Source organism: Ruania halotolerans, from assembly GCF_021049285.1.
In the GTDB taxonomy this organism is placed as follows: Bacteria; Actinomycetota; Actinomycetes; order Actinomycetales; family Beutenbergiaceae; genus Ruania; species Ruania halotolerans.
Map to the genome: position 1 here is coordinate 3,286,255 of NZ_CP088017.1, position 20,253 is coordinate 3,306,507.

Annotated in this window: 17 protein-coding genes; 9 read left to right on the plus strand and 8 right to left on the minus strand. The window is 68.0% G+C overall.

What is annotated here, in order from left to right; genetic code table 11:
- The first annotated feature begins 126 nt into the window (after window positions 1-126).
- Window positions 127-417: a WhiB family transcriptional regulator gene (locus LQF10_RS14730; RefSeq protein WP_231064581.1), complete on the plus strand. Its 291-nt coding sequence runs from the start codon at window positions 127-129 to the stop codon at window positions 415-417.
- A 92-nt stretch (window positions 418-509) separates the two neighbouring features.
- Here LQF10_RS14730 and groES read toward each other — a convergent pair whose 3' ends face one another.
- Both groES and LQF10_RS14740 read right to left on the minus strand, forming a co-directional pair.
- Window positions 510-806 carry a co-chaperone GroES gene (groES, locus tag LQF10_RS14735; RefSeq protein ID WP_231064582.1) on the minus strand — a complete coding sequence of 99 codons (297 nt, stop codon included), beginning with the start codon at window positions 804-806 and terminating at the stop codon, window positions 510-512.
- 177 nt (window positions 807-983) lie between these two features.
- Entirely contained in the window at window positions 984-1,733 is a 750-nt protein-coding gene (locus LQF10_RS14740) for a TetR/AcrR family transcriptional regulator (protein WP_231064583.1), read from the minus strand.
- 87 nt (window positions 1,734-1,820) lie between these two features.
- Here LQF10_RS14740 and LQF10_RS14745 point away from each other — a divergent pair, with 87 nt between their 5' ends.
- Window positions 1,821-4,889 (plus strand): glycoside hydrolase family 2 TIM barrel-domain containing protein, encoded by a 3,069-nt coding sequence (locus tag LQF10_RS14745; RefSeq protein ID WP_231064584.1) that lies wholly within the window; start codon window positions 1,821-1,823, stop codon window positions 4,887-4,889.
- A 4-nt stretch (window positions 4,890-4,893) separates the two neighbouring features.
- Here LQF10_RS14745 and LQF10_RS14750 read toward each other — a convergent pair whose 3' ends face one another.
- Window positions 4,894-5,865 (minus strand): acetylxylan esterase, encoded by a 972-nt coding sequence (locus tag LQF10_RS14750; RefSeq protein WP_231064585.1) that lies wholly within the window; start codon window positions 5,863-5,865, stop codon window positions 4,894-4,896.
- Window positions 5,866-6,044: 179 nt separating this feature from the next.
- Between LQF10_RS14750 and LQF10_RS14755 the strand changes: the two genes are divergently transcribed.
- The 5 genes from LQF10_RS14755 (at window position 6,045) to LQF10_RS14775 (ending at window position 12,729) form a co-directional block, all read left to right on the plus strand.
- Complete coding sequence (locus LQF10_RS14755; RefSeq protein ID WP_231064586.1) at window positions 6,045-7,355, plus strand: ABC transporter substrate-binding protein; 1,311 nt, start codon at window positions 6,045-6,047, stop codon at window positions 7,353-7,355.
- The gene (locus LQF10_RS14760) at window positions 7,352-8,293 is read left to right on the plus strand and encodes a carbohydrate ABC transporter permease (RefSeq protein WP_231064587.1); all 942 of its coding nucleotides are present in this window, start codon (window positions 7,352-7,354) and stop codon (window positions 8,291-8,293) included. Before LQF10_RS14755 ends, LQF10_RS14760 begins: the two co-directional genes overlap by 4 nt.
- A 133-nt stretch (window positions 8,294-8,426) precedes the next feature.
- Window positions 8,427-9,248 carry a carbohydrate ABC transporter permease gene (locus tag LQF10_RS14765; RefSeq protein WP_231064588.1) on the plus strand — a complete coding sequence of 274 codons (822 nt, stop codon included), beginning with the start codon at window positions 8,427-8,429 and terminating at the stop codon, window positions 9,246-9,248.
- Window positions 9,249-9,252: 4 nt separating this feature from the next.
- Window positions 9,253-11,571: a glycosyl hydrolase family 95 catalytic domain-containing protein gene (locus LQF10_RS14770; protein WP_231064589.1), complete on the plus strand. Its 2,319-nt coding sequence runs from the start codon at window positions 9,253-9,255 to the stop codon at window positions 11,569-11,571.
- 9 nt (window positions 11,572-11,580) lie between these two features.
- On the plus strand, window positions 11,581-12,729 hold the full coding sequence (locus LQF10_RS14775; RefSeq protein ID WP_231064590.1) for an ROK family transcriptional regulator: 1,149 nt from the start codon (window positions 11,581-11,583) through the stop codon (window positions 12,727-12,729).
- Between the two features lie 14 nt (window positions 12,730-12,743).
- On the opposite strand, the gene LQF10_RS14780 is transcribed toward LQF10_RS14775, so the two are convergent.
- Window positions 12,744-14,195: a PrsW family intramembrane metalloprotease gene (locus tag LQF10_RS14780; protein WP_231064591.1), complete on the minus strand. Its 1,452-nt coding sequence runs from the start codon at window positions 14,193-14,195 to the stop codon at window positions 12,744-12,746.
- Between the two features lie 84 nt (window positions 14,196-14,279).
- Between LQF10_RS14780 and LQF10_RS14785 the strand changes: the two genes are divergently transcribed.
- Window positions 14,280-15,476: a class I SAM-dependent methyltransferase gene (locus LQF10_RS14785; protein WP_231064592.1), complete on the plus strand. Its 1,197-nt coding sequence runs from the start codon at window positions 14,280-14,282 to the stop codon at window positions 15,474-15,476.
- A gap of 39 nt (window positions 15,477-15,515) precedes the next feature.
- The gene (locus tag LQF10_RS14790) at window positions 15,516-16,667 is read left to right on the plus strand and encodes a glutamate--cysteine ligase (RefSeq protein WP_231064593.1); all 1,152 of its coding nucleotides are present in this window, start codon (window positions 15,516-15,518) and stop codon (window positions 16,665-16,667) included.
- Between the two features lie 9 nt (window positions 16,668-16,676).
- Here LQF10_RS14790 and LQF10_RS14795 read toward each other — a convergent pair whose 3' ends face one another.
- The 4 genes from LQF10_RS14795 to LQF10_RS14810 all read right to left on the minus strand — a co-directional run bounded on the left by LQF10_RS14795 (window position 16,677) and on the right by LQF10_RS14810 (window position 20,228).
- The gene (locus tag LQF10_RS14795) at window positions 16,677-17,312 is read right to left on the minus strand and encodes a DUF1700 domain-containing protein (protein ID WP_231064594.1); all 636 of its coding nucleotides are present in this window, start codon (window positions 17,310-17,312) and stop codon (window positions 16,677-16,679) included.
- Window positions 17,309-17,947, minus strand: coding sequence for an HAAS signaling domain-containing protein (locus tag LQF10_RS14800; protein WP_231064595.1), 639 nt, complete (start codon window positions 17,945-17,947; stop codon window positions 17,309-17,311). Before LQF10_RS14800 ends, LQF10_RS14795 begins: the two co-directional genes overlap by 4 nt.
- On the minus strand, window positions 17,944-18,288 hold the full coding sequence (locus LQF10_RS14805) for a PadR family transcriptional regulator (RefSeq protein WP_231064596.1): 345 nt from the start codon (window positions 18,286-18,288) through the stop codon (window positions 17,944-17,946). Before LQF10_RS14805 ends, LQF10_RS14800 begins: the two co-directional genes overlap by 4 nt.
- Before the next feature lie 251 nt (window positions 18,289-18,539).
- Entirely contained in the window at window positions 18,540-20,228 is a 1,689-nt protein-coding gene (locus LQF10_RS14810; RefSeq protein WP_231064597.1) for a glycoside hydrolase family 3 N-terminal domain-containing protein, read from the minus strand.
- Window positions 20,229-20,253: the final 25 nt, after the last annotated feature.

Here is a 20,253-nt window from a genome sequence, read left to right on the forward strand (position 1 = left end):
TCGGTTGTAGATTGACCACAGGTCGCCCGGAGGTGCAACTCGAGAGAGAGGCACACCACAGCGATCGTCCATCCACCAACCGCAGTAGCGATGCTGCAGCGACAGATGAACGAAAGGGTGACACCCATGGCGGAACTCTCGAGGCTCCCGGGGCCGATCATGGATCTCTGGGAGTGGCAGTACCAAGGCGCATGCCGCGAAACCGGGGACGAACAGTTCTTCCATCCGGAAGGCGAGCGGGGGGCATCCCGGCGGCGGCGCGATGCGAACGCCAAGGCGGTCTGTGCGAGTTGCCCCGTGATCGAGCAGTGCCGGGAACACGCCCTGCGGGTCCGTGAGCCTTATGGCGTGTGGGGCGGCCTCGCCGAAGACGAACGCGCCGCGATTCTGGCGGCCCAGGCGCCAGTGGCCAGCTAACGCTGGCTCCAACGACAGAGGCCAGTACATACGACGAAGGCCCCGGTCCCTTGATGAGGGACCGGGGCCTTCGCGCTGCTATCAGGCGAGAATCACTTCTCGACGACCGCAAGGATGTCGCGGGCCGAGAGGATGAGGTAGTCCTCGCCGGAGTACTTGACCTCGGTGCCGCCGTACTTGCTGTAGATCACGACGTCGCCCACGGCGACATCCAGCGGTACGCGGTTGCCGTTGTCGTCGACGCGACCCGGGCCGATGGCCAGGACCTCGCCCTCCTGCGGCTTTTCCTTGGCAGAGTCCGGGATGACGAGCCCGGACGCGGTGGTCTGCTCGGCCTCGAGCGTCTTAACGACGATCCGGTCCTCGAGCGGCTTGATGGAGACCGACACTGCGGACCTCCCCTTCGCGTGAGTGGTGAACAATGACATGGGTCTCCCGCGGCCTCAGTGCCGTCCGCCGTCGCGGGGATCGGACATGCACCACAGCACGTGGGTGATCCCTCCTCCACGAGGGAGGAGGCTCAGGCACCAATCTAGGCACGAATTAGCACTCGGTCAAGGCGAGTGCTAATCCGATTCGTGCGCGCGCCGCTCCTGCCACCACATGCTCAGCTGTGCCGGGCTCGCCAGCACCTCGGGCTCGGTCAGAACCAGGCGGAAGTAGTCGCGAAGCACCTCGGCCGCCCGGATCACCTCCGGGTCATAGAGCGCTTGCAACTGCACGCCGTCCCACAGCGCCACCACGGTCACCGCCGCCACGGCCGGATCCACCTCCGGGCGCAGCAGACCGGCATCACGGAGTGCCTCGAACTCTGCGGCATACTGCCCCCGCAGCACCGCGAAGCGGCCGGCGAAGTACTCCCGCGCCGGATGATCGCGCGTCGCGGACTCAGCGGTCAGCACACCGTACAGCCGCACCAGGTGCGGCACCCCCTCGTTCGCCACGGCCTGTCCCACGACACGATCGGGGAAGGAGTGCTCCGGACCGCCAGTGAACCGCACCGAGTCTCGATGCGTCATCGTGGCCCAGAGCAGTTCATTCTTGGTGGCATAGAAGTGCAGCAGGCTGGACGGACTGATCCCCGCCTGTGCGGCGATCTGGCGGATCGTCGCACCGCGATACCCCTGATCGGAGAACACAGCCACCGCGGCGTCCACGATCCGCCGGCGGCGTTCTGCGGACTTGCGGTACGGCCCACGGCGGCCCCGCCCGGGTGATGGCTCGCCCCCGCGTCCGGAAATCCGCCGCCCACTCGCGCGCTTCGGTCCCTGCTCGGTTCGCCGGTCGGCAGCTTCGTGCGACGTCTGATCTGGCACGTCACCATCCTTGTGGTTGGGGCGATCCCCATCAGCCTACCCAACGAATCTCGAACGGTTGATCGAGTTTGTGTTAGCGTCCTGAACGTGACTTCTCCGCACCTGTCATTCACCCCTGCCACCGGATGTGTCCAGCCCGCGCGCTCCTGGGTCAGCAGCGATGCACCTCGAATCGACCTCGCGGGGTCGTGGCAGTTCCGCCTCTCCCCGGCCGTGCCCGGGACTCCGGGCGCCCACGGCATCCTCGGTGGCGAAACACCGGAAGACTTCACCGCACCGCACTACGACGCCACCGGGTGGGACCAACTCGCCGTCCCCTCGCACTGGGTACTCACCGAGGACTTCCGGCACGGCGCGCCGATCTACACCAATGTGCAGTACCCGTTCCCGGTGGACCCGCCCTTCGTCCCTGATGAGAACCCCACCGGCGACTACCGCCGCACGGTGGAGGTGCCCGCCGAGTGGCTGGACTCTGGCCGCGTGGTGCTGCGCTTCGACGGAGTGGAGTCCTTCGCTCAGGTCTGGGTGAACGGCCGCGAGGTGGGCACATTCTCGGGCAGCCGTCTGGCTCACGAACTGGACGTCACCGAGGCCGCTCACTCCGGCGCGAACACGATCGCGGTGCGCGTGACGCAATGGTCGGCGGCGAGCTATGTGGAAGACCAGGACCAGTGGTGGCTACCAGGGATCTTCCGGGACGTCACGCTGCTGCACCGGCCCGCCGGCGCGATCGAGGACGTCTGGCTCACCGGAGATTACGACCCGGCGACCGGCGCCGGCACTCTGGTGCCCGAGGTGCGCGCGAGCGCTGACGCCTTCCCGGTGCGTCTGCAGGTCCCCGAACTCGGAGTCGACATCACCTGGGCGGGCGCCGAGGATGTTGCGGCGGTGCAACTCGAGCAGGTGCAGCCATGGTCACCGGAGTTCCCCACCCTGTACGAGGCGACAGTCTCATCGGCCGGCGAGACGCTCACCTTGCGCACCGGCTTTCGCCGGGTACAGATCGACGGCGATCGCTTCCTCGTCAACGGCCGCCAGGTGACGTTCTCGGGCGTGAACCGGCACGAGACGCACCCCGACCGCGGGCGGGTCTTCAACGAGGAGTTCGCGCGCGCGGACCTCGTGCAGATGAAGCAGTACAACGTCAACGCGATCCGCACCAGCCACTACCCGCCGCACCCACGACTGCTCGACCTGGCCGATGAGCTGGGCTTCTGGGTGATCCTCGAGTGCGATCTGGAGACGCACGGCTTCCACGAGGGCGGTTGGGTGGGCAACCCCAGCGACGACCTGCGCTGGCGGGAGGCCTACCTGGACCGGATGGAACGCACTCTCGAGCGGGACAAGAACCACCCGAGCATCATCATGTGGTCCCTCGGGAACGAGTCGCACACCGGTACCAACCTGGCCGCGATGGCCGAGTGGGTGCACGGGCGCGACCCGAGCCGTCCGGTGCACTACGAAGGTGACTATCAGGGCACCTACACGGACGTGTACTCACGCATGTATGCCTGGGCGCCAGAGACCGAATCGATCGCTCGAGACGACGACACCACCCCGCTGCTCGGCTGTTCCGCGGCCGAGAGTGCCAGGCAGCGCAGCAAGCCGTTCATGCAGTGCGAGTACGCCCACGCCATGGGCAACGGCCCCGGCGGGCTCGCCGAGTATCGCGACCTCGTGGACCGCTACCCGCGCCTGCATGGTGGGTTCATCTGGGAGTGGCGCGATCACGGCATCCGGACTCGCACGGCCGACGGGGTCGAGTACTTCGGGTACGGCGGTGACTTCGGCGAAGTCGTGCACGACGGCAACTTCGTGATGGACGGGATGGTCCTCTCGGACGGAACCGCCTCCCCGGGCCTGATCGAGTTCGCCGCCGTGGAGGCTCCGGTGGTGCTCACTCCGGCGGGCGATGGCCTGGCCGTGGTGCGCAATCGCCGCTTCGTGGCCGACACCTCCGATCTGGACGTGCTCTGGAGCGTGGATCACGATGGACGCCCGGCCGCCGAAGGGCGCCTCGCCCTGGCTGATGAGTCCGGCGCACCGATCACCGCTGGGGGCACCGGCTCGCTACGCCTGTTCTCCGAGCTCCCGACGGCGGAGCCTGGCATCGAGGAGCACGTCACCGTGGCCGTGGTGCTGCGCGAGCAGACCCCATGGGCACCAGCCGGTCACGTGGTGGCACGTGCGCAGTGGCTGGTCGGCGCGAGCGGGACCTTCGGTGCCACACCGGCGCGGGCAAGGGCCGCCGTCGGGAGTGAACGGGCCGTCGGGAGTGAACTGACGGACACCCCCGCCGTTCTGGACGGTCCCACACTCACCACTCTGGCCGGAGCGCGGGTGCGCGGACCGGAGGTGGAGCTGTGGCGTGCGCCCACTGACAACGACGAGGGCGGGCACTCCCCGAACTTCGACGAGGGCGACCCCCGCGACTTCACCCGCACCGACTCGGCGCCGTCAGCGGCGCAGCGATGGCGCGCCGCCGGTCTGGACCGGTTGGTGCGCCGGGTGGTCGGCTTCTCCGAGGAGCCTGCCACCACGGTGATCCACCGGCGCGTCTCGGCGGCGCAGAGCCGTGCTGCTATCGATGTGACGGAGCGGTGGAGCGCCGAGCGTGCGGCCGACGGCACCGTCGAGGCGGTACTGCGGGTGACGATGACGCCGAACACACACTTCGACGATGTGTGGCCGCGGATCGGCCTGCACCTGGAGTTGCCTACTGATGTGGACGGGGCGTCGTGGTTCGGGCTCGGTCCGCACGACTCCTATCCGGACACCATCACGTCGGTACACCTGGGCCGGTTCAGCGCCGAGATCGACGATCTCACCGTGAACTACGCACGGCCCCAGGAGTCGGGGCACCGCAGCGGAATGCGGGAACTGGTGCTGCGCCGAGGCGGTGCGGACTGGCTGCAGGTGCGAGCCGACGCTGACCCGCAGGGCCGCCGGCCAGGATTCGTGCTCAGCCGGCACAGTGCGCATGAGTTGGCCCGGGCAGCCCACCCGCACGAGTTGCCCACGCCGACGGCGCACCACCTGTACATCGACGCAGCGCAGCACGGTCTGGGCTCGCGTGCGTGCGGGCCGGACGTGTGGCCGACGGCGATGCTGCGCCCCGAGGCACGAACGCTCACGTTGCGCGTGCGCGCCCTCTGACGCCTCACAAACGGGAACGTAGCCACTCCACCTGACGGTGCCACTGGCGGAAGGCGCCGCCTTCGTGGCCGTTGAAGCCGTACACCTCGATGTGCTTGTCAGCGCTCTGCACCCGGTTGTAGGCAGCGAAGACGGTGGATGGGAGCACGATCTCGTCCATCAGCGCGACCGAGAACAGCGCCGGTACCTCGATTCGCCGGGCGAGGACGGCGCCATCGAAGTACGACAGCGTGCGAGTGACCGCCTCCACCTGATCGCGATGGACGGAGAGGAATCGGGCGATCTCGGTGAACGGGGCCTCCGGGGTGCGGGTGATCGCCCGAGGGAAGTCGCACAGGAACGGCACATCGGGAAGTACGGCAGCCACATGCTCGGAGAGCGCCGCGGCGGCGATGGCGATCCCGCCCCCTTGACTTGCCCCGGTGACCGCGATCCGGCGTGGATCCACACACGGCATCTCCACGACGTGATCGACCAGTCGCACGGCATCGGTGAACACCCGGCGGTAGTAGTAGTCCTCGGGCGCAAGGATCCCACGGGTCATGAATCCAGGCGTCGCCGGGCCTGCGCCGTGCGGGTCGGGTGTGTCACCGCCAGTGCCCCAGCCGCTGCCCTGTCCGCGGGTGTCCATCAGTACGTGCACGAACCCGGCCGCCGCCCAGGCGAGTTTCTCGCCCGGTAGTCCGCGACCGCCGCCGTAGCCGACGAACTCGACCACTGTGGGTAGCGAACGCGCACCGCGGGGCCGGGTGATCCAGCCACGAATCGGATCCCCAGCGAAACCTGCGAACTCGAGATCTTCCACGATCAACTCGCGGAACGGCTCCCCCACCGGCGCGATCTGTGGCCGGGCGTCGTGTGCCCGAGCGCTCGCGATGGACTGCGCCCAGAACTCCTCGAGGTCGGCAGGTTCCGGGAGATCAGGCGAGTACGCCCGCAAGTCCTCGAGGGGCAGATCGGTGCGGGTGAGTGCCATATCTGTGAGACCTCCAGCGAATCATCCGATGTCTTGGTCGAATCGGCTTGACTTTTTGTTTCTATACAGCACAAAATAACCACGCCGAGGCTACCACTCCCGCTCACTCTCCCTCGGCTCGCCCCGGCGTCGATGCCGCGCCGCCGGAGACCGACAGAGTTGTCTGGAAGGAACGTTCGATGACTGCACAGGACCGCACCCGCCGCCCGGTATTCCGTGTGGCAACAGCGATGACCGCGGGTGCTCTCGCGCTCGCAGGGATCGCCGCCTGCTCTCCGGAGGAAGGTCCACGTACCTCCACTGAGCCGGTCGAGGTCGACTTCTGGGGCTGGGTCCCCGGATTGGAGGACCTCGTCACCCAGTGGAACGACGAGAACCCGGATATCCAGGTGAACTTTCATCGGATGACTGGCGATGACGGTCAGAAGGTTGAGGCCGCAGTGGACGCGGGTTCCGGGCCCGATCTCGTCCAGCTCAGCACACACGACCTGCCCGACTATGTGATCTCCGAGCGTGTCCAGGACATCACCGAGTACGTCGCAGACGACGAAGACAACTACACCCCAGCATCGTGGGCGTCGGTCAGCTTCGACGGCCGCGTCTTCGGGGTGCCCCAGGGCATCGGGCCCGCAGCCACGATGTACCGCACCGACATCTTCGCCGAACACGAGATCGAGGTGCCGACCACGTGGGAGGAGTACCTCGATGCCGCCCGTGAGCTGCAGGCCGCGGACCCGGAGCGCTACATCGCCAATCTGTCCCCCAGCGAAATGGGTCAGTGGCTCCAGGAGATCCAACAAGCCGAGAGCAGCTGGTACGGCATTGACGGCGACGCCTGGACCGTCGGGGTGAACGACGCCGGAAGCCAGCTCGTGGCACAGCGGTGGCAGACGCTCCTCGACGAAGACCTCGTGACGACCGAACAGATGTGGACACCGGAGTACTGGTCGCTCGTGAACGACGGGACGATCGCCACCATCTCCTATGCCGCATGGTTCCCCAGCATTCTCGCCGAGAATGCCTCCGGTTTGTCGGGAGACTGGGCGGTCGCTCCACTTCCCACGAATGCCGGGTCCGACAACTCCGGGGACTCCGGTGGCGCAGCCGTGGTCGTGCTGAAGAACGCCGAGAACCCGGCCGCGGCCGCCGAGTTCGCCAGCTGGTTGAACGGATCGGACGAGACCCAGGAGGCGCTCATCACAGTCGGTGGGCTGTTCCCGTCGACGCAGAACGGGCTCGCCTCGCCGGCGCTGCTTCAGGAGAACGAGTTCTACGGCGGCCAGGTCATCAACGAGGTCTTCATCTCCTCTGCCGAGAACACGCCGGCCACCTGGGTTGAAGGGCCGAACTTCGGGTTCATCCAGACGACGATCCTCGATGAGTTCGCCAGGGTGGTCAACGGTGAGCAGACCTTCCTCGAGGCGCTCGACGTGACCCAGGAAGCGGCCGTCGCCGATCTTCAAGCGCGCGGGCTTCAGGTCGCAGAATGACCGACGGCACTGCCACCACGACTCCCCGGCGCCGGTTCTCCGGCGCCGGGAGCCCGTGGGCACCGTATGTCTTCGTCGCCCCCTTCGTGCTCCTGTTCATCGTGTTCCTCATCGCCCCGATCGGCGTCGCGATCGTGAACAGCCTGTTCTCCCGCCAGTCGAGCGGGCTCGGCTTCGGAGGATCGAGCATCGAGTTCGTCGGCTTGACCAACTTCCTCCGTGCCTTCGCCGATCGTGACTTCCTGGCCGGGTTCCCTCGGGTGCTCCTGTACGGGGCGGTGCAGGTGCCGGTCATGATGGCCGTGGCGGCAACCCTCGCGCTGCTCTTCGATACGGCACTGGTGAAGGCGCGCCGCTTCTTCCAGTTCAGCGTGTTCCTCCCCTACGCGGTGCCGAGTGTGATCGCCGCACTCCTGTGGGGCTTCCTGTACCAACCGTCGGTTAGCCCGATCCTGCAGTTCTTTGCAGGCATCGGTCTCGACGTCAACCCGCTTTCCCCCGGCATCGTCCTGTGGTCCATCGCCAACATCAGCCTGTGGTCGCTGATCGGGATCAACATGATCATCCTGTTCTCTGCCCTGCAGTCGGTACCGCGGGAGATGTACGAGGCGGCACGGATCGACGGTGCCAGTGAGTTGCGCACCGCACTACAGATCAAGCTGCCGATGATCTCTCCGGCGATCCTGCTGACCACGCTCTCCTCGATCATCGGCACGCTGCAGTTGTTCAACGAACCACAGGTGCTGCAGACCATCACCTCCAACATCCCCAGCGACTACACGCCCAATATGGCGATCTACGCGGCCTCCACCTTGGGCAAGGACCCACACCTGGCCTCTGCCATGGCCGTCATCCTCGGCCTGGCGACCTTGGTGGTATCGCTGCTCGTCCTGGCAGCGAACCGGCGCACGACGAATCGAGCAGCTGATGGCATTTAGCAACGCGCCGGTATCCCCACCCATCGCCGGCACTACGTCCCCACCTCCCGCCGGCACCACTCCACCATCACCTGCCGGCCCGCGGCGAGCCCGGACCGTCTTCGTGAACGGGGACCGCGTCAGCCGCGGGTGGATGATTGCGGTGACCGCCGTGATGGCGGTCGCAGCCATCTACTTCCTGGTGCCCGTCCTCTGGCTGGTGATCGCCTCGACGAAGTCGACTGGGGACCTCTTCTCCACTCCAGGATTCGCGTTCGCGGACTTCCACCTGCTCGACAACCTCTACGCCCTGAGCACCTACGACGGCGGCATCTTCTGGCGATGGGGCCTGAACTCCATCATCTACTCCGTGATCGGTTCGGCACTGACCACCTTCGTCTGCGCGATCACCGGGTACGCCCTCGCCGTGTACCGCTTTCGCGGCCGGGCAGCACTGATCTCCGTGGTCCTGGCCAGCCTGCTGGTCCCGGGCACGGTGATCGCGCAACCGACGTACGTGCTGCTGGTCACCCTCGGTCTGGACAACACCTACGCGGGGTTGCTGCTGCCGGCGTTGGTCTATCCCTTCGGCGTGTTGCTGTGCTTCATCTTCGCCCAATCAGCAGTCCCGCTCGAACTCGTCGAAGCGGCCCGCCTGGACGGCGCCGGTGAGTTCCGCATCTTCGGCTCAATCGGGCTACGCCTGCTCGCTACCGGCCTGGTGACGGTGCTGCTGTTCGCCTTCCTCGGCAGCTGGAACAGCTACATCCTGCCGCTGCTCGTCCTCACCGATCAGGAGCTGATGCCGCTGACGGTCGGGCTCACTGGATGGAGCCAAGCATCGATCACAATCCCCGGTTTGCAGATCCTCACCGTGGTCGGCTCGCTGGTCTCCGTGGTGCCGATTGCGATCGTGTTCCTCTCCCTACAACGATTCTGGAAGGCCGGGCTCACCGCTGGCAGCGTGCGAGGCTAGCGGCATGTCGACGCTTCGGTACCACGCGCCCGCCTCCCGATGGCTGGAGTGCCTCCCGCTCGGAAACGGGCAGCTCGGCGCCATGCTCGACGGCGGTCTGTCCACCGCCACGATCCGGTTGAACGACGACACGGCCTGGTCTGGCTCGCCGAACAGCGAGGCTGCTGGCGGGCTTCTGGATGCCGCGAGCGCCGCCGACCACCTCGACCGAGCCCGGACGGCTCTGCGCAGCGCCGAGCCGTTGGCCGCGGCCGCCGCTCTGGCACCCATGCAAGTGCCCTACTCCCAGGCGTTCCTGCCGTTCGCACGACTGTTGCTCACCCGGACTCTTCCCGAAGACCCGAGCTACCGCCGTGAATTGGATCTGGCGAGCGCTGTTCATCATGTCCGGTCCGGCCATGTTCGGGAGGAGACGTTCGTCTCCGCACCACATGGGGTGCTGGTGCACCGTATCGAGGGCACGCCACTGGAGACCATCGGCCTCGAGACGCCGCATCACGTCATCGGACGTGCTGGGTCCGCTGAGGGAGCCGAGCTCCTCGTGCGGCTGCCCGCAGACGTGGCACCCACTCATGAGCCCGATGCCACCCCCATCACATGGTCGGACGTGCCGGGCGCCGCACTCGAGGGGGCGGTGGTGGCCGGGATCCACCGCGACGGGACTGGCACGATCGTCGTCGTCGCCACGGAGACGACGTACACCACGCTCGGGAGCCCGCCTGCCGGCGACGCTCATGATGCGGCACAACGGGCGCGAGCCCGCGTGACAGCGGCACTCGCACTCGGCTGGGATGGCCTCGCGGCGGCGCACGCCGAGGACTACCGGCCACGGTTCGATCGGGTCCGCATCGACCTCAGTGGTGCCGAGTCCGACCGACAGCTTCGCGATCTGCCGACTCATCACCGTCTGCGCAGGGCCGAGAGCCATCCCGCGGGCCCCCTCGCCGCCGACCCTGGCCTGGTGTCCACGGTGTTCGACTTCGGTCGCTACCTCCTTCTGTCCAGCGCCCGCCCAGGCTCGCTGCCTCCGACACTGCAGGGCATCTGGAATGACGAGATGCAGCCGCCATGGAGTTCGAACTACACCCTCAACATCAACGCACAGATGAACATGTGGGCGGCGCACCCCACCGCACTGGACGAGTGCGCCGCACCATTCTTCGATCTCATCGTCGCGCTCGCCCAGGCAGGGACTGGGACGGCTGCCCGGCTCTACGGAACACGAGGGTGGGTGGCGCACCACAACTCCGATGCGTGGCTACTCAGCGCACCAGTGGGCGGTGGACACGGCGATGCGCGGTGGACCGCCTGGCCGTTCGCGGCGCCGTGGCTGGTCCTGCACGTTCTCGACGCCGTGGAGTTCGGCGCGATCGATGACGCGACGCTGCAGCGGCTGTGGCCGGCGGTACGCGGTGCGGCAGCATTCGTCCTGGACTGGGTTCAGCCCGATGGCGCCGGTGGCTGGCTCAGTGCACCGGCCACCTCTCCGGAGAATACCTATCGGATGTCCAACGGCGGCGAGGGAGCGCTCGATACGACGAGCACGATGGACCTCACCCTCGCCGTTGCGGCCTGCCACGCGGCGGTGCGTATCGGCGAACTCCTCGGTGTGGAGGACGATGTGGTTCGCGCCAGCCGCACCCGTGCCACCGAGCTACCCGCCGAGCCCCTCATCGGCGCCGACGGGGCGATTGTGGAGTGGTCGCAGGAGCGGACCGCCATGGATCCGCACCACCGGCATGTGAGCCACCTGGTGGGTCTTTACCCCGGGACCGCACGGTGGTCACCCGCCGCCCGGCGGGCGGCGGCGGTCAGCCTGGATCAGCGCGGGGACGAATCCTCCGGGTGGTCCTTGGTCTGGAAGGGGCTGCTCTGGGCGCGACTCGGGCGTGGTGATCGGGTCGAGACACTCCTGCGCCTGCTGTTCCGCGACGCCGAGGCGCTGACCGGACCGTTCGCGGGCGGCCTCTATCCGAACATGTTCGCCGCACACCCGCCCTTCCAGATCGATGCCAACCTCGGTATGCCTGCTCTGATCGCCGAGGCAATCCTGCAGAGCCACGAGGACATCGAACTCCTCCCCGCCCTCCCACCGTCGCTGCACACCGGGAACGCACGCGGCCTCATCGCGAGGCCCGGTGTGATCGTCGACCTCGCCTGGGCGGGTGGCGCCCTGACCCACGTGCGGCTGCGTGCCCGGGCAGGTACGGCGCAAGTTCGCATTCGCTGGGGCGGCGCCCTGGTCTCGCGCCTGGTCCCGAGCGAGGGTATCGAGCTGACGGCAGACGACTTCACCAACGAGGGCGCGGGGCAGCGGTCATAAACTATGGTCGTGCATCCATCCACGCCGGACCTGCACCGCTGGCCGGCCCTCCCGGACACCGAACGCCGGGTCCTGCTGGAATTGCTGGTGCACGGTTCCTTGCCACGGGTACGGATCGCGGAGCGCCTCGGCCTTTCCCGCACGAGCCTGTCCCGGATCACGCGCGGGTTGATCGAGTCAGGTCTGATCACCGAGGGCCCATCGCTCGCCCTGGGTGGGCGGGGCAGGCCGGCCGAGTCACTGCACCTTCGTAGCGACGCCGCCCATTTCGTCGGGATCAAGCTGACCGCCGAGACGATGTACCTCGTCGTGACCGACTTACTTGCGCAGCCGGTGCTGGAGACATCGATGGCGCTGCACTCCCGCGACGTCGGCGAGGTGGTCGCCCTGATCGCCTCGTCCATCCGGTCGCTCGGCCCTGATCTGGCCGACGTCGCCGCCGTCGGGATCGCCGTGGCGGGGGACGTCACCTCGTCGCCGCAAGGGAGCATTCTGCACCAATCCAACTTCCTCGGCTGGGACGCCGTGGCCCTGGGACCACTGGTGAGCGAGGCGACCTCACTGCACGCCACAGTCGTCAACGATGTGCATGCGTTGACGGGTGCGCATCACTGGTTCGGGACCGACGGCAGTCACCGTTCGCTGGTCGTCTTCGGTGTGGGTGCAGGGATCGGCTCCGGAGTGGTGATAGACGGCACGTTGCACCCTGGCACGCACGGCCGCGCCGGCCGGGTGGGCCACACCCGGATCGGTGGGCGCGGCCGACGATGCGAGAACGGCCACGTGGACTGCACGCACAGTTTCGTGACCATCCCCGCCATCGAACACAATGCGGGCGTGGGCGCTGGCGAGTACACCCGTGCCCTGGCCGATGCGCGCAAGGGCAATGACGAGGCGCTACGCGCCTTCCACGACGCCGCTCGGGCGCTGGGCGCCGTCGTGGCGGAATCGGTCAACGCCTTCGACCCGGAGGTGGTCGCGATCATGGGGGAAGGCGTCGACATGATCGATCTCGCCCCGGAGGCGATGTATGCAGCGATGGCGGAGTTCCTTGAGCAAGGAGATGTCGCCGAAGTTGTCGTCGAGCGACCACCGTTTGCGTTTGGTCTCTATGCGCGAGGCGCTGCCGTGGCGGCGATGCGCGAAGTCCTCAGCTGAGCCCTCCCGCCTCCTCAGACGCCGAGCGCGGCCTTGAATTGTGCTCGGGTCTGCCCGATCTGCTCCAGGAGCGCCAATTCGTCCTGCCGGGCTCGGATGCCGACATGCCCGGTGTGCAGATCCTGACGGGCGTAGGCCAGCGCCACGGCAGCCTTCTGGAACTTCTTCATGGCCGTGGCGGCGGCAGGTCCGCCCCGTGCTGCCCAGGCCTTCGCCTGACGGCGTCCCTGCAGCGAGGTCAACATCGCGACCTCTTGAGGAACGAGCCACCCCGACGGAACGTACTCGCTGAGCCGTTGGCCGACGAGCTTCACCTCGTTCTTGCGCAACCACACCAGGATGATCGCCCAGACCACCAGCGGCAGCCAGTTCACGAAGACGAACAACGCGGCGATATCCGCGAGCGACTGGGTATAGCTGGCGAAGCCGTTCCACGCGGCATGCAGAGCGATCGCGCCGAGATAGCCGAGCGGCATCAGCCACAGCCAGGCCCACTTGCTCTTCTGCCGCGAGGCCACACCAAGTGCCACACCGATGCACGCGGTGTAGATCAGGTGCCCGAACGGGGAAGCCAGGCCGCGCATGATGAAGGTGAACGCCACGTCGTCTCCCGCGCCCCCCAGGTACTGGATGTTCTCCACGAACGCGAAGGCCGCGGCAATGACGGCGGCGTAGACGATCCCGTCGACCGGCCCGTTGAACTGGCGCCGGCGGAGCAGGAAGATCAACAGGACGCCGAGCCCCTTCCACCACTCCTCCACCACCGGAGCCCCGAAGATGGCCGGCATGACCTCAGCGGGCATCGACGGCGCGAGTGCATTGCCGAGGAGTGACCCGATCGGTGCGTTCATCAAACTGGCGAGCCACACCGAGATGCCACCACCCCAGACGAACGCGGCGGCGAGCAGCAGTCGTGGTTCGGGTTCCCAGCGGTCCACCCAGAGCACCGCAGCGCCGACGATGGCGAGCGGGATGAGGGAGAGAATCGAGGCGACGACGATGCTGCCGACTCCCATTCCCATCGCCATCAGTGCCACGATGGATAGCACGCCGAGTGTGCCGAGCGAGAGCAGGATGATCTCGAAGATCACCCGTCGCTTGCGACGCGGCCGGAATCGACCCGGCTGCGCCCACGGCTGTTGCGCCGCGGGTGCGTACTGGGCCGATGGCGGTGTCACCGCCACTGGTGCCGGTGGCTGGTGATACTGCGGGCCGGCGCTATAGGAGGACCGTCCAGGGTTGGGAGCCCCGCCGTAGCTCGCCTGATACTGCTGCGGCATGCCCTGCGGTGCCTGCTGGTGCGGGTACTGACTCTGCTGCGGGTACTGGCTCGGCGGCGCGTACTGACCCTGCTGCGACTGCTGACCCTGCTGCGGGTACTGGCTCGGCGGCGCGTACTGACCCTGAGTCGGCGGCGCGACGGGGTGGTATCCCGGTCCTGGCTGGTTCGGCGGTTGATTGGTCACAGCGCGCACGGTAGCGGCTTTCGCGCGTACGAGCGAGGGGCACCGATGGGGTGAGGTACCCGGGGGTCATGACAGGATCGAACGGTGGACCGTCGAACACTCGCCCAGCTGCTCTCCCCGGAAGGGTGGACCTTGCTCTCCCAGCTGCCCCCGTATGAGGAGCAGCAGGCCCTCCAGCTGGCCGAAGGATTGCGCTCACGCGGATTGGACGCGGGCTTGGTGGCCGGCGCTCTCACGCAGAGCCGGTTGCGCACGAAAGCCCGAGCTAAGTTCGGCGAGTTCGCGAGCGAGATGCTGTTCACCGACAGCGGACTCGAACAGGCCACCCGCCTCACAGTGGCCGCCCGGCACGCGCGCCGGTACGCCGACGCCGGGGCCACCCATATCGCCGATCTGGGTTGCGGGCTCGGCGGAGACGCGATGGCCATGGCCGGGCTCGGACTGCGCGTGCTGGCCGTCGAGCTCGACGAGGAGACAGCGGCGCTGGCCACGGTGAACCTGCGCGCCTTCGACCACGCCCAAGTGCGGCTCGGAGATGCCACCGCGATCGACCTACGGTCCGAGGGCATCGATGCCGTGTTCGCCGACCCAGCCCGGCGCACCCGGTCCGGTGCCCGTGTATTCGATCCTCGCGCGTACTCCCCTGACCTGGACACTCTGCTCGGCCTGCGCGAGCAGGTGCCGAACCTCGGCCTCAAGGTCGGCCCCGGCATCCCCTACACCGCCTTGCCCTCCCAGACGCATGCACAGTGGGTGAGCGTGGACCGCGCCGTGGTGGAGGCAGGCCTGTGGTTCGGCGATCTGGCACCCGAGGGTGCAGGCCGCAGCGCCCTGCTGCTGACCGGCGGGCAGGAGCACCTCCTCAGCGCCCCCGGCGATGCCGATGCGCGCGCTGCGCAGGCGCCGGTGGGCGATCTGGGCGCGTACCTGTACGAACCCGATGGTGCCGTGATCCGCGCCGGACTGGTGGCGCGTACGGCCGAGCTGCTCGAGGGCACCCTCGTGGACGAATCGATCGCCTACATCACCACACAGACCCTCCAGGACACACCGTTCGCCGTCGGCTATCGGGTGCTGGACTCCTTCGACTTCGGACTGAAGCGGCTCCGTGCCTACCTGCGCACGCGGAACGTGGGACGGCTCACGATCAAGAAGCGAGGCACCGCCGTCGTGCCCGATCAGCTGCGCCAGCAGCTGGCGCTGCGTGGGCAGGACGAGGCGACGATCGTGCTCACCCGGCTGCGAGGCCAACAGAGTGTGCTCGTGGTCGAACCGGTGTAGCGGGCAGCGCAGGTCTGTCTGCGATGCGAAGATGACCGCGTGACGATCGACTTCTCCCCTTCGGCGCGCTCCACTCTGGGGATCGAGTGGGAGCTCGCCCTGGTGGACACCGACACCGGGGATCTGCGGCAGGTGGCCCAGACCGTGCTGGACGCCGTGGCCCCGGCGGACGGCACACAGCACCCGACCATTCGGCAGGAGTTGTTGCTGAACACAGTCGAGATCGTGACCGGGGTGTGCACCGACGTGCCGGAAGCGATGGCCGATCTGGCCGCCAGCACGGCACTCGTGCGCGAGGTCACCGAGCCGCTGCGGGTGGAGCTGATGTGCGCGGGCACCCATCCGTTCGGGCACTGGGGTTCGCAGAAGGTCACCGACAAGCAGCGCTACGCCACCCTGATCGATCGCACCCAGTGGTGGGGCCGTCAGATGTTGATCTACGGCGTGCACGTACACGTGGGCATCGAGAGCCGGGACAAAGTGCTGCCGATCCTCGGTGCGCTGCTCTCGTACTACCCGCACCTGCTCTCCCTCTCGGCATCGTCGCCGTTCTGGGATGGGCGGGACACCGGCTACGCCTCCAACCGCGCCCTGCTCTTCCAACAGCTGCCGACGGCGGGACTTCCGTTCACCACGCTGCGCACCTGGGCGGACCTGGAGCGGTATGTGGACGACATGCTGCTCACCGGCGTGATCGACGACTTCGACGAGGTGCGCTGGGATCTGCGGCCCTCTCCGAAATTCGGCACCCTGGAGATGCGCATCTGCGACGGCGTCTCGAACGCGCTGGAGCTCTCGGCGGTCGCGGCACTCACGCACTGCCTGGTGGAGAAGTTCTCCCGGATGATCGATGCCGGCGAGCCGTTGCCGCAGATGCCCTCGTGGTTCCTGGCCGAGAACAAGTGGCGCTCGGCCCGGTACGGGATGGAGGCGATCATCATCCTGGACGAGGCAGGCAATGAGGAACTGGTGACCGATGCGCTCGGGGCGGTGCTGGAGGATGTGGCGCCGATCGCCGACGATCTAGGCTGCACGCGGGAACTCATGGGGGTGCAGGAGATCATCCGCACCGGGGGCTCGGCGGCCCGGCAGCGGGTGATCGCGGCAGCGTCAGCGCCCGGGGACCTGGGGCCGGTGGTGGGGCACCTCGTGCGGGAGTTTCACGCTGGCCGGCCGCTGGACCCTTCCTAGCAGCTCCCCCTAGGTAGTCGGCAACTCCCAGCGGGAGGCTCGCCGGACGCCGACCACGAGCAGGTAGCCGGCGATGGCCAGCGCGAGGACCGCCCCGGCCGGCACGATCACCGCCCAGGCGTTCAGCCCGGCGTCAGGACCGCCGGACGCCCACGTCACGATCAGCAGCGCAAGGAGCACCGGTACCAAGCCGAGCGGAATGCCGATCGCACCGAGCGCCTTCTGCCCAGGCTGCCACAGCGGTGACAAGCACAGCAGGACGATCCCGGCAATGAGCGCGACGACCGGCACGATGAGCGGGGCACCGAGCGCGCCGAGGACGATGCCGAGCAACGCGACCGGGGGCACCCAGCCACGGCTGAGGGCGGGGCGTTTCGGAGCCGGTCGGTCCGGCCCGGTGTACTCAGCGCCGGAGGTGCTCCGATCAGCCAACGCTGCCTCGGCCACAGCACCTGGGGCACCGAGCTCGGACAGGATGCGGTCCACGTCGGCCTCGTTCGGTTCACCCTCCAGATCAGCCAGAGAGGTGTCGATGTGTTCGCGGACGGAGTCGAGCACCTCGGCGCGCTCTGCCGGTTCCAGGCTGTCGAGAAGGCGAGCGAGGTCGTCCAGGTAGCGGCTGGTGCGATCGGTGGTCGTTGTCATGAGTTCTCTCTCCAGGTGGGACTCGCGGCGGTTGCGCGAGCGTGCTGAGCGGCGCGTCTGCCGCCGCGGATGCCGATCAGAACGAGCACGGCGAGCGCAGCCGGCAGAAGCACGAGCCCCGGGATCAGAACCCGGTCCGCTCCGGTGATGATGCCGATCGTGGCCATCGGGAGCCCTATCGACGGGACAAGTGCGCCAATCACTTTTTCCGGTACTGTCCACAGACTGGAGCAGATCAGGAGAGCGATCAGCGCGGCCAACGGAAGCCATCCCGCAGGGCTGATCGAGACAAGGCCGACGAGGAACAGCCCGACCGTCACGGTGGGCGGAACCCACCGTCGCATCAGCTGCTCCCGCCACGCATCGCCGTACCCTCGAGAAGATGGGAGTACGCTCGGCGCTGGATCTGGCCGCTCCGCCAACGCCGCCTCCGCGACCGCGCCCGGCGAGCCGAGCCCGGAGAGGATGCGGTTCACGTCCTCGTCAGTGGGCTCGGCCTCCACCTCGGCCAATGCGGCGTCGATGTGCTCACGCACGGAGTCCAGCACCTCCGCCCGCTCGGCCGGCTCCAAGGCCGCGAGCAACCGGGCCAGATCATCCTGATAGCGCTGCGTCCGTTCGATCGCGGATGTCATGAGCTCCCCTTCCCCAAGGTGGTGTCGACGGCCGTGCGAAACGGCTCCCAAGCCCGGACGAACACGTCCAGGGCACGTTCGCCGTCGGGTGTGACCGTGTAGTAGCGGCGCGGCGGCCCAGACGTGGACTCTTGCCAGCGAGTCTCGACCATCCCGGACTTGCGCAGCCGGGCGAGCAGGGGATAGAGCGTGCCCTCCCCGCCGGCGAGCAACCCGTCGTCCGTGAGTTGCCGGGCAATGTCCCGGCCGTACGAGGCCCCACCACGCAGCGACGCGAGCACACAGTACTCCAGCGCACCGCGCCTCAAGTTCGTGAGGATGCTCTCCTCGCCAGGTACCATGCGTCACAAGGTACCTGGCGAGGCGAAGACACGCAACCACTCGGTACCACCGCTCTCCGGTGCTGATCTGACGCACTGGGTACATCGGATCAGCACCACAGTGGGAACGCGCAGCGGCAGGGCCGAATATTCGGCCCATTGGGCTCCGGGGGATCACACTTTCGGCCCCTGGAGGGCCTCGGGTCTGCGCGGGGCGGGGTGAGCGGGGTGAGATGACGCAGGGGGCGGCGCAAGATGACGAACGACGCCTCTCAGCAGGAGGTTGCCGCCAGCCCATCGACCTCGATCGGTAGGCTCCCAGGGGCCGGAGCGTCCCCAGCCAGCACCGCAGCCACCGCCTCGAACGCCCCGGCGGTCCGGCCGAAGGCCGCGATCCGCACCGGCGCATCAGTCCCCGTCAGCAACCACGGCGCGTCCAGGGAGATCGCCACATCCGCCGTCCCGCTGGGCGTGACAGAGGTGAGCAGCCGAACGCTCGTATCCGCAGGCTGTTCCAGGGGCACCACCTGCAAGCCCACCTGCTCCGCCGCGTCCACGAAGGCGTCCCAATCATCCGCGGTACCACCCCGCACGTGGATCCGTGGACCCGCGAGCGCGCCCCCACAGGTACCCTGCACCACGGTGACCGCTGCAGCGCTCAGCGCCTGCGAGGCAGCCCCGCCGGAGTCCGACTCCGCCACGGAGACTGGTCCGATCCGCTCGGCCTCATCCGCCTGCCACCGCATCAGGGCGATCACCCGCCCGGCGGCCTCATTCACCCGCTCGCGGTCCAGCGACCCGTCCTCGAGCGCCGATACGATCCCGTGCTGCGCTTCGGCCACATCCACCGGCCCGAGGAGCAGGTCCGCCCCGGCGGCGAGTGCCTCCACGGCGATCTCGTCACTGGTCCGCGTCTGGGTGAGTGCGCCCATATCGAGTGCGTCGGTGATCGCCACCCCGGTGAAACCGAGGTCCTCGCGGAGCACCTGATACGCCTCCGGCGACAGGGACGCGGGCACACCCGGGTCCCACGCCTCCACCGCGATGTGGCCCATCATCACCGTCGGCGCTCCGGCGTCGACACCCACCTGGAATGGGACCAGATCACGGTCGGCCAACTCCTCGGCACTCGCGCTCTGAGTAGGCAGGTCCTCGTGCGAGTCCACCGTCAGGGAGCCGTGCCCGGGGAAGTGCTTGAGGCTGGACAGGACACCCCCATCGGCGAAACCCTGGACCGCGGCCGTCACCGCACGGGCGGCTCGCTCCGGGTCCCCCGAGGGCGAGCGGTCACCGATGATGGGGTCGGCAGCACCGATCGTCACGTCCGCCACGGGTGCGAAGTCGTAGTTGATGCCGGTCGCACGCAGTTCAGTGGCCATCGCCTCCGCCGCCGCGGTCACCACGTCGGCATCATCGGCAGCACCGGCAGCCATGAACGGCGGGAACGATGTCCAGTCCCCCGTCGCGGCCGAGAGCCGTTGCACGAGCCCGCCCTCGTTGTCCACTGCGATGATCGCCGGCCAGTCCCGCCCCAACTCGCCCTGCGCTTCCTGCACGGCCTCAGCAGTGTCGGCCACCTGCTCGGCCGAGGCTACGTTGCCCCCGAACACCACCACGCCGGCGAGGTGATCCGCACTCAGCACAGCCGCGGCATCAGCCGGTTCGGTTCCCGGGAACCGCGCGAGGATCACCTGCCCGGCCACGTCCTCCGGCGTCATCTCCGCGGCCACAGCGATCGCGTCGTCCACCTCATCCTCAGTGGGCCCCCAGCCCAGAGGTTCGGCAGTCGAGGTGGGGCTCGGAGTCTCGGAGGGCATATCAGTGCTCGGCTCAGCCGTGGGCACAGTCTCCGACGGCGTGGGCTCACCTGATCCGTCCGGTGGGGTACACGCCGCCAGAGCGAGCGCCCCGACGGCGGCCAGTGCGGTCAGGTGACTGGGTCGCCATGACCTCCTGGTCACCGACCTCGTGCGAGTCCCCCGGACC